The 10,804-nt window shown below is 26.8% G+C and carries 7 protein-coding genes; 3 read left to right on the top strand and 4 right to left on the bottom strand.

The features are described from left to right. From EWM59_RS26815 to EWM59_RS26805, 3 genes are all read right to left on the bottom strand, one after another. A partial coding sequence (locus EWM59_RS26815) for an IS481 family transposase (protein WP_130024288.1) occupies positions 1–1,053 on the bottom strand: 1,053 nt, incomplete at its 3' end. Between the two features lie 364 nt (positions 1,054–1,417). Further along, positions 1,418–2,083 carry a hypothetical protein gene (locus tag EWM59_RS26810; RefSeq protein WP_130024287.1) on the bottom strand — a complete coding sequence of 222 codons (666 nt, stop codon included), beginning with the start codon at positions 2,081–2,083 and terminating at the stop codon, positions 1,418–1,420. Between the two features lie 221 nt (positions 2,084–2,304). Then, the gene (locus EWM59_RS26805; protein WP_130024286.1) at positions 2,305–2,754 is read right to left on the bottom strand and encodes a hypothetical protein; all 450 of its coding nucleotides are present in this window, start codon (positions 2,752–2,754) and stop codon (positions 2,305–2,307) included. Positions 2,755–2,924: 170 nt separating this feature from the next. On the opposite strand from EWM59_RS26805, the gene EWM59_RS26800 reads away from it, so the two are divergent. From EWM59_RS26800 to EWM59_RS26790, 3 genes are all read left to right on the top strand, one after another. Continuing rightward, positions 2,925–3,284, top strand: a complete 360-nt coding sequence (locus EWM59_RS26800) for a helix-turn-helix domain-containing protein (RefSeq protein ID WP_130024285.1) — start codon at positions 2,925–2,927, stop codon at positions 3,282–3,284. A gap of 550 nt (positions 3,285–3,834) precedes the next feature. After that, positions 3,835–8,823: a hypothetical protein gene (locus EWM59_RS26795; protein WP_130024284.1), complete on the top strand. Its 4,989-nt coding sequence runs from the start codon at positions 3,835–3,837 to the stop codon at positions 8,821–8,823. Continuing rightward, positions 8,823–10,193 (top strand): 5'-methylthioadenosine/S-adenosylhomocysteine nucleosidase family protein, encoded by a 1,371-nt coding sequence (locus tag EWM59_RS26790; RefSeq protein ID WP_130024283.1) that lies wholly within the window; start codon positions 8,823–8,825, stop codon positions 10,191–10,193. Before EWM59_RS26795 ends, EWM59_RS26790 begins: the two co-directional genes overlap by 1 nt. Before the next feature lie 157 nt (positions 10,194–10,350). Here the strand turns inward: EWM59_RS26790 and EWM59_RS26785 are convergent. After that, on the bottom strand, positions 10,351–10,804 hold a 454-nt coding region (locus tag EWM59_RS26785), incomplete at its 5' end, for an integrase core domain-containing protein (protein WP_229239419.1).

Genomic DNA, 10,804 nt, shown 5'->3' with positions numbered 1-10,804 from the left:
TAAGATGTTTATTTTAAAGACCTCTTCCAAGAGCTTGTCTTTAGCTAACTGTAAACTATCCATAAAAGTTTGCATTGGTGTTTTACCATAGCAATATTTACCAGTATGAGTTCTCTGAGTATTATAATGATTCAGCCACGAATCTAAGTCTTTTTGTAGTTCTGATAAAGAATGATACAGTTTTTTACGAAAGGCAACCGCATAAAATTCATCCTGAATAGTACGATGGAAACGCTCGCATATACCATTAGTTTGAGGACTTTTGGCCTTAGTTTTAGTATGGTCAATATCTTCTATAGCCAAATATAATTGATATTCGTGTTGCTCCCTATTACCACAATATTCTGTACCCCTATCAGTTAAAACTCTTAGTAGACGAATCTGATTTTGCTCATGAAAAGGAATAACCTTATCATTGAGCATATCAGCGGCTACTAAAGCGTTTTTCCGGTCATAGAGTTTAACAAAAGCTACCTTTGAATAAGTATCTATAAAAGTCTGTTGATAAATATGGCCTACTCCCTTAATATTACCTACGTAATACGTATCCTGTGCTCCTAAATAACCCGGATGATGTGTCTCTATTTCTCCATGAGCCTGTTTCTCAGCTTTGGCTCTTTCTAAGGCTGTTATTTGCTCATCTGTAAGGATAATTCCTTCCTGATTAACCTTCGCTTCCAATGCTTTTAAACGTTTCTTAAAGGTAGCTAAATCATGTCTTAACCAGATTGAACGTACTCCACCAGGAGAGACAACTATACCTTGTTTCTTTAGCTCATTTGATACTCTTAGCTGTCCATAAGCTGGTAAGTCCAATGCCATCTTGACAACGGCTTCTTCTACTAACGTATCTACCCGATTTTTCTCTATGGGTTTTCTGCGACTAATTTCTTGAAGTGCTAATTCACCACCTTGTTCATAGAGTTCCTTGAAGCGATAGAAACTATCTCGACTATAACCCATTACCTTGCAAGCCTTTGAGACATTGCCTAAAACATTGGCAAGTTCTAATACTCCTAACTTGTTCTTGATGATTTTTGCCTGTGTTGTCATTTGATTTAATCTTTAATTTTAAGTTACTAAATAAATCGTAACTGTCAGATTAAATCATGACTATTTCATTTAAACATTATTGGTAAAATGCAGTATATTGACACCTACCCAACCAAAATATTTATATAGGAATTTCATTGTTTTGGTTAGGTCAACAAGGTCAATGGACTATTCGAGCTATCTTCTATTATTATTAGTATCTCCAAAAAGTAATGTCCCAATACCAAGCAAAATAGTAGCTAATAGCACTTGCAAAACCCATCTAATAATAAAATTTATGTTAGCAGATTGCAATCCTACAATTCCATATATGCAAAATATCGCTATTAGAATTAAAATTAATTTTCCCATAAATTACAAGTGATTAAAATTCTATATCAGTAGAATAAACAAATGCTGATTTTCCGTTAGATAGTGTTACAAAGCAAAACTTCTTACTAATATTAGTTTCGCATATACTATGAATAGTTATATAATCACCAGCATTTAATTTACCCACACTATTCATAACTTTCCAATCACAAGAGTCCCATAGAGTAGTTGTTTTTGATATTGTACCCACTTTAGGAAAACCTACTGACTTATCAGAATAATCACGGGATTTATTATACGAATCTAAAGTTGTATTTGTATTGACTGTACAATCATAATACCGCATTTCTCTTTGTAAAGAGGAAAAAGTATATTTTATGTTATTAAGTGTAGAAGGAGAATAATCTATTCCTTTCCTATTAATTTCATCAATTGTACGTGTCAATTTATCGTAATAATAATCTCCAAAATCTTTACCACAACCTTTATAAATTCTTTCTTCGTATAATTCAAAGGTTTGATTTACCAAATTCTGGATTTCTGTATAATTGCTTTCTATACGGTTACTATAACTTCTAACAGCTCTCTCAATTCTTTCGAATTGTATATCCTGTGAGCTTTTTTTAGGTGTAATTTTAATCCATATACTTTCTACTTGACTGTAAGCATATATGGAAGAAATAAGAAGCAAAACAATGGTATAATAAAAGGATTTCATATGGTTAAAAAATTTAAAAATGCAATTTGTATTATTAAACTTATTGAGGATATATCTTTAAAATTTCCTTTCTACTTTAATAACTCCACGTTTTTTATCTAAATCTTTTTTCAAATCCTCATAGTAATCCCCGATTGCATCGTAAAAAATCATAATATTTTCATTATCTCCTTCCCACTGAAACCATCTAACAGAGTAATTTACTCCCTTCCATATTGCTTCTAAAGAAACACCCCACTTGCATTTCTTTCTTTTTTCAATGGTTTAATAGGTTTTCCATAATGTTTTTTAAACGCTTCATATAATTTTTGTGTACCCTTATTAGAGGAATCTATTGGTGGTACGATAGAAGCAACCATGGATAATAGATATGGATCGGGTTTAGCTCTTATTCTTGCTTCTGCTACTTTAAAATCACTATTTAAATTTTCAACAGGAAAAGAATAGCTAAATTCATGATGACCAGTATTAAAATCGTATCGATAATCATGTATTATATAAGAAGTCATTAGATTATTTAAATGCTTTATAAACTCTTTATTTGTCATTCCAAAAGCGAAATCTAATAATGTTTTTTCCTTTTTTACTTCTGGAAAATTTTGACTGAAAGTTGGAATAGAAGTTATTAAAAGCAAGATTAATATAGGTTTAAAATATTTATACTTTTTCATAATCCAAGTGGTATATTTTCGAAAATTTTGCATATAATTCTTGACTTATCATTAAGAGCAAATCTATTATTAGTAGCAAAAAAAGCAAGTCTCATTTTGATTCTATCAAGATTAATTTACAACTTTGAAGGAGATAGATTCTATATATGTATAACCAATAGCTCGGATTTATGGAAATTGGAACAAAAATTAAAAAATTGAGAGAGTTACGTAATTTCACTCAAGAATATATGGCCAAAAATCTTGAGATGACCCCTTCTGGATATGGAAAGATTGAACGAGATGAAACAGAAGTTAGTTATCAAAAACTTGAGAAAATTGCTGAAGTATTAGGTTTGAAAATAGAAGATATAATTAATTTTAATGAACAAATTGTTTTCAATGTTATGCATAACCAAACCGGAAATGGGTACGTTATTCATAATGGTATTTCAGAGCAAGAAAGAAAACTCTATGAGCAGATTATAGCACAACAAAAAGAAGAGATTGAGAATTTGAGAAAGATAATTGAAAAAATGCAGAATAAATGATATTCATTATTTTACTTCATTTTGAAATATATTTTTTATTTCCTTATAATTCAATCATCTTCAAAGTTTATAAAACTCACAAAATAAATTATCTTTAAAATACAATATACTTTAATTAGATGTTTATTTAAAGGAATTATATTTTGCAATAATCTCACTTGATACTACCATATAATAAATATATTTGTTTTATTATCTTAATTTTTTAAAATTGCATAATTGAAGCATTTAATAATACTTTTTCTATATCTCTTTGATTAAAATACTACGCTACTTTCTCATCACATTTAGCATTCTAGTAATACTTTAAAATTAATTAAATCATAAGATTTTAATCTAAAATAGCAGATAATTGACTCCTAAATAAGTACTATTAAATATTGTAAGTGACTATTAATCAAATGTTTAAAATAATATAAAAATTATTTTAATAAGAAAGATTTTAACAACAAATTATGAGTATTATTTTATAATAAAATAGCATTGAAGAACTTCAATAACCTGTTGTATTGCAATTAATATATATCCTAAAAACAGAAAATGCTATTTTATGGTAGCTCCAATTTATATCCAAATACCTCAAAAATTCACCTGTCTGCATTTTAAAGAGTTCTTCAATCTATATTGGGAAAAATCAAAAGCATCAGATAAAATAGTTATTAACCTTTCTAACACAGAATGGATTTCTCTTGAGGGTATTGTTCTTCTTTTTAGCTTTATCAATTACATTAAAATATTTAATAAAAATGTCCAAATAACGGTAATAATGCCTTCTTTTGGGGAAACTGATTTTGAGAGAAAAATAATAACTTCAGAGTTAAAAAAATATCCCAATATTAATTCTATTGAAAAAGAAAATTTAATTAACTCATTAATAAATTCAAGTAGATTTAGAAGAAGACAACGATTTTTAAGTTTGATGGAAGTATGGAAAATCTATGAGTCCTGCAATTTAAGAATAGAAGAAAGTATAGAAGGATCTAATTTAATTAATAAAGAAATAGACAAATATAGAGCAAAATTAGGAGATAAATACTTTCATAAAGTAGTCCCATTTAAAAAAATAAATTGCAATAATTTAGTAGTTGAAGAGAATACTGAAGAAGCTCACGAATTTGTTAGACAAAATATAGAAGCAGAATTAAATAATCTCTATTCTTTAAGTAAAGATGTCGAGTCCATACTTTCTTCAAATTCAAGTTTTACACCCTTTGAGAATAAATCCCTAAGTCATATTATCACAAACGAGTTAATATTAAATGTAGCACACCATGCTTTTGAAAACAAACGAAACCCTTATAATGAATGCTATTTAGCAATATCTTTAAATAAAAAATTAGATAATAAATATAACGATGAAAATGAACTTTCAAGAAAGATTGAATCTAATCTTACGAATGAAAGGATTGCTGAATCTTGGAATTTCTTTAAGCAAGGTAAGAAAAACTATCAAAATCGATCATATGTAGAATTTGCATTAGTAGATTTTGGAAATGGTATTCCAAGTACATTAATTGAAAAATTCAATGAAGTAAAGAAAGAAAATGTTGATAAAAAATTTAACTCTTTAAAAATTGAAGATCAAATTTTAGAATTTGCTTTTGAGCTTGATTCATCTAGAAATAGTTTAAGTAAAAATTTTGAGATACAACCACTAGTACCAAGAGGTTTATACTTTCTTTTAGAAACAGTTAGACTTTATAGAGGTCTTTTATTCGTTAGAAGCAGAAAAGGTAGAGTTCTTTATGATTTCAGTATAAATAATGATGTTAATGATAATATACTTATTAATTCTGAGGTAGAGGATTATGAATTTCCAGGTACATTTTATAATATTCTTTTACCTGATTCAGAATATAAAGTAAAGCTACAACCTTTTGAAAAACCTATTTTCCCAAATAAAAAAATTGTTCCTAAGGTAGAACATTGGTTAATGATAAGTTTACAAAATGAAGCTTTATCCGATTCATTAAATATTAAAATTAATAATGCAGAGCATATTGCAAAAATACTATCTAAAATAGATAATAAATTATCTACTATAAAAGAAAAGACATTAATTTATCTTGATTTTGTTGCAATTAACACTATATTTTTAGATTTAAAACTATTCTATTATTTATGTAATACTCCAAAAATTAATGAATATATCAATATTGTAATTATTAATTATCCAAAAAGTAAAATTGACTTTTTAAAATATATTCAGAATATAATTTCTAATATTGAACCTTTTATATTTAGACCGATTCCCTGTATTTATTCAATTGAAACTACTTTAAAAAATGAAGTAAAAGTTTCCTACCATGCTACTTGGATAGGTATAAAACACTTAGATGAGGAAAAAAAAATAAATGATTTACTCAAATTCGGTATTGATGCAATCTATCCGACAAGTGATTTTATCGAACCTAATACATTAGGTGGAAATATTATACAAATAGATTGGGTGGATAAAGGTAAAAACTTTGGAAATATTACAAAAAGATCAAGTTTACTACCTTCTTTAGAAGAAATATCTTTCCAAAATTGCATATTTGGTGATAATAAAAAAATTATAAATGCCATTTTAGATAGAGTAGATTTTTTAACCTTTGAAAGTACAAAGACAGATTCATCTAAATCATTAAATAAGGCAGATATTTTTTTAGATGGAGGAAAAAATAATCAAATATTTTTAACTTCTGGTGGATACTATCAAAATGAATTCATTAAGTTAATTGATATATTTCATCGACCTAATTACGGTCGTACTTTTGCGACTTATTTATTTAATAAATTTTTATTTGAGAAAAAATTTCTACCTGAAGTTGATGTAATTGTTTCAGTTACTTTGAGTAGTAGTTTGTTAAGTAAATACGTTAAAGAAGTCTACAGACAATATAGAGGTATTTATGAAAACAGTAATAAAAAACCTGAATTGATTAGATTAGCTCACTATTATGAATTTGAAAAAGAAGATTCATTAGAAACATTAAAACCAAATCAAAAAGTTTTACTTGTAAACGACGTAATATCTACTGGACAATTAGTACAAAAATTAGTAAATTCTATAGAAAAAACTCATTCCTGCTTGGTTACTGCTATATTTTCTGTCGTTGATAGTAGAAAACCAAATAAAAAAAAGATCTCTGAAAATATTAAAGAGTCGATTTTTGATCCATACATAGATTCTAAAACTATATCTTTAACTGAATATCCAATTGAAAAATATTTATCCTATAAAGGTGAAAAAAAGATAATTAGGATTAATCCAATTATTAATTCTCCTAGTGAAGAAACTTTAGAAAATAGTTTAACAGACAAAGTGCTTAATTACCAACCTGAAGAGTTGAAAGAGATACTAAAAATAATAGATATTAATTTTCTAAAAATTGGATATATAAAAAATAATCATCATTATCATTATTATACTATTGATACCGATAATCTTTTAGTATCAAACAATGGCAAATATCTTTTAGAAAAACTTCTAAAACAAATTCAAAAAAAAGAAAAAAACATAGATACTAAATATGATGTATTGATTTATCCAATGTTCTCTGCTCCTGAATTTGTAAGTGATAATGACTTTAAAATACTTTTTCAAAACCCATCATTAACTATTTATCCTTTACCAAGAGTAAATACCCCTAAGGGATGGAGATTAACATTACCAACTAAAATTTTCAAAAATCTTGTTAATGAGCAATCTCAAGTCTTTTTATTAGATGATGGTTCTTGTTCTGGAGATACACTTATTCAAATGATTGATTTTGTAAGTTTTTTAAATGTTAAATCAATAACTGTATTATCAATTTTCGGAAGGTTGGAGGATTTTGAAAGAGAGTTTATTTCAAGAGTTGATAATCTTGTTATAAAAAATAAAGAAAGAAAAATAAAACTTTCAGTATATTTTGGATGTCACCTACATATTCCTTTTTATCACTCAAATAATTGTCAATTCAGAAGTAATTGGATAAATATAAAGAATTTATTAAATGGCAGAGACGATTTTTCAGAGCAAACTAGAAGATATTTAGAGAATAAAAAAGAGGTTTTCAGAGGAGCAAATATTGCAGATTTACCTTCTCCGGAATTACTAGATTATTTCCCAATTCATAATGGTCTTATACCTTCGATTGATTTAATGTTTGTAAGAAATTTGTTAGGGCATATAGAAGGATATAGACTATTTGAAGAATATTTTGACCTTTTTAAAATAAATTTTGATTCAAATAGCAAGTTAAATATTGAAATATTAATGGGTGTAATAAACCATGAACCATATCTTTTAACTACTATAAAACATATTTTACCTGATATATTTGATAAGGTAAAAGAATATTCTGAAAATTTCCTAGAACCAGACAAATACTATTATAAATGGAGTCATTATGGATTATGTAGGTTTAAATCTATAATTGATTTAGATTATTTCTTCAATTTTGAGACCTTAAAACACTCTATTGAGCATTACAATAGAAATAAAGAAGAAGATTGTATCGCTTTAATCTTTGAAAATATTTTAAACGCTATTATTAAAGAAGAAGACTTAGCTAGATACAACTCTAGTGCACTAAGTCTAATAAATGATTTAAATGAGTATTTTTTTGAAAATGAAGAAGTTTATGACGACAAAATTTTTTATAATTATTTTAGAGATATTGTAGCTATTCAGAATAGAAACTACCTAACTGGTAACTTATCTGCATACTTTCTAGAACTAAATCAATATTTTAACAGAAAAGTAAATTTTACAAAGCATTTAACTCTTGATTTGTCTTTCCAAGATATTATGTTAGAACTAAACAATATAGAATCTGATATAAATAATTTTAATAAAGATTTTAACTTGTATAAAAAAGAAATAGTAAAAGTAAAAAAGAATATTGAATCAATTGTCTCATATAATATTTTACCAAAAGCCATTTATATAAATTTTCCTTTAATTGAAAGTTTTCAGAATTTCATCGATGACTTTAATAAAATTGATAAAAAAAAGAAGAATTTAATAAAAAACAACTTTGAATCCTATTTACTACAAGAACATGCTAACGATTTAAAGGATGATATTGAAGAATTTCATTATCGTTACTTAGAATTCAATAAAGATAATATCTACAGTCTTCCTAATATTTCTAATAGATTTCCTTCAAAAAAAATTTATTATCTTATAAATGATTTCCAAAAGAAAAAAGGGTTTGATTTTCTCAAGCTAAATATTGAAAGTTTAAGATTCCAAAAAAGACCACTATTAATTTGTGGTGATTTTTTAAAAATAATATTTGAAGAACTAATAACAAATGCAATAGAAGAATTCAATAAAAAGCAAGAGACATTAGGTATTAAGGAACTAATTATTAATATTTTACTACATGAAGAAGATTATAAAGGTAATTTTTCAACGATTTCATTTGACCAAAATTTAGAAATTGACTTAAGAAAAATTAATTCAGGCTCTTCTGGATTATATTTAATTAAATCAATAATAGAGGGGTTTGGAGGTATATTCTCTATAAATTCCTATAATTTCAACTTTAAGATACCTATCAAATAATGAACATTATAGATATTTTTTTAATTAATGGTGATTTAGAGCATAACGTTCAAGGTTATTTCTATAAATTATTTTTTAGTGGTAGAACCGCACTTAAAGATAATACATTATTAATATTTTATGAGTCCAATTCTATTATTAATACAATTGAAAAATTTTCTCCTGAAACAAAATATAGAGTTTGGATTCATTTAGGAATCCCGTCTCAACTTCTTAATAAAAGTACTCTTAAAGAGTCAGATGTAAATGCTTTTTTTGAGACTTCCATTTTTGATGAGAAAGGAATAAAGTATAATTTTATTACTCGAAATAGTAAAACGCAGGTAGATAGTTTGATATTGAAACTACAAAAATTAAAACCGAATTTTAAAGGGAATGTGTTTCCAGTAGTTGATGCTATCAATGCTCACCTAGATCCGCCAGATGTTGAAATAAATGAAATACCTAAACAAAATAATAGTGTTCAAAACTCTCAGTCTCTTAAAAATAATCAACCTGCTTCAAACATTATTCTGTCATCAGAACCTAATCTTCCAACAATTGTAGTTATTAATGCTCTTCAACAAGAACAAGATCCAATGTTTAATATCTTCAAAAATGTTGTTAAAAGTGATCTATTAATAAACAAGCATAAACTAAATTTAAGAAAATTAAAAAATGATAATGGAAAGGAAATAATTATTGGTTTTTTAAGACAAGATGATATGGGTATGGTTGATGCATCTATTCTTACTAGTCAAGCTATAGAAATTCTAAAACCAAAAACTATTGTAATGACTGGTGTATGTGGAGGGAAACCAAATAATATAAACATAAATTATGGGGATATTATAATTCCTAGGCAATCTTTTACATTTCAATTTGGAAAAATAACAGAATCAAATAAAGATGACGATTCAACTATATTTAATAAAAGCTTACAGGTTTCTCCTTGTGGGAATTTAATAACAAATTTTTCTGGTGACTTAGATTCTATTATTTCTAACGTTAAAAATAATGTTCGCAAAAACAAGGTTTTATTAACTAAGATTCAACAAATTAATAAACATGAAAAAGAAGTTCATAAAATAATTAATATTGATAACCTTAATTCTCATTGTGCAGAAGATATAGCATGTAGTACTTCTGTTATAAATAAAAAAGGTTTTTTTGATGACATTATTAAGGAAAATAGCAGAAACGCCATAGCGGTAGAAATGGAAAGTTATGGAGTTGCGAGAGCTTGTCAATTATCTGAATCAGGAACAAAGTGTCTTATAATAAAATCTGTTATGGATAAGTCTGAAGGGAAAAATGATATATATAAAGAATATGCAGCTTTTACTAGTGCTTATTTTTTTTATGAATTAGTTAAAAAAGGGTTAATTTAATTTTAGTAAAATAGATTTGCCCTAAATTATAGGTTTAGTCATACAATTGGGAGTATTTTCTAAACTGTGTCATGTAGGAATAATTAGAGCGAGTTATAAATTCTGGTTTTTTCAACCTGTAATAGACAAGACTTAATCTGACAGAAGGGTGCTAAAATTAACTGTCAGATAGCATATTAATAGCATTCCAGTTAAACTCTGGATTAGATGACTGAACTGGCACTTCAGTCATTTTTTTATTGTCTTCTAAGATGTTTATTTTAAAGACCTCTTCCAAGAGCTTGTCTTTAGCTAACTGTAAACTATCCATAAAAGTTTGCATTGGTGTTTTACCATAGCAATATTTACCAGTATGAGTTCTCTGAGTATTATAATGATTCAGCCACGAATCTAAGTCTTTTTGTAGTTCTGATAAAGAATGATACAGTTTTTTACGAAAGGCAACCGCATAAAATTCATCCTGAATAGTACGATGGAAACGCTCGCATATACCATTAGTTTGAGGACTTTTGGCCTTAGTTTTAGTATGGTCAATATCTTCTATAGCCAAATATAATTGATATTCGTGTTGCTCCCTATTACCACAATATTCTGTACCCCTATCAGTTAAA

The organism is Emticicia agri, assembly GCF_004168285.1.
Taxonomy (GTDB): Bacteria; Bacteroidota; Bacteroidia; order Cytophagales; family Spirosomataceae; genus Emticicia; species Emticicia agri.
The sequence above is the reverse complement of the archived record's forward strand: the minus strand, read 5'-3'. Positions and strand labels throughout refer to the sequence as shown.

Coding starts and splice junctions, on each gene's coding strand:
- EWM59_RS26790 (WP_130024283.1), top strand. CDS start 8,823: ATGAACATTATAGATATTTTTTTAATTAATGGTGATTTAGAGCATAAC.
- EWM59_RS26795 (WP_130024284.1), top strand. CDS start 3,835: ATGGTAGCTCCAATTTATATCCAAATACCTCAAAAATTCACCTGTCTG.
- EWM59_RS26805 (WP_130024286.1), bottom strand. CDS start 2,754: ATGAAAAAGTATAAATATTTTAAACCTATATTAATCTTGCTTTTAATA.
- EWM59_RS26800 (WP_130024285.1), top strand. CDS start 2,925: ATGGAAATTGGAACAAAAATTAAAAAATTGAGAGAGTTACGTAATTTC.
- EWM59_RS26810 (WP_130024287.1), bottom strand. CDS start 2,083: ATGAAATCCTTTTATTATACCATTGTTTTGCTTCTTATTTCTTCCATA.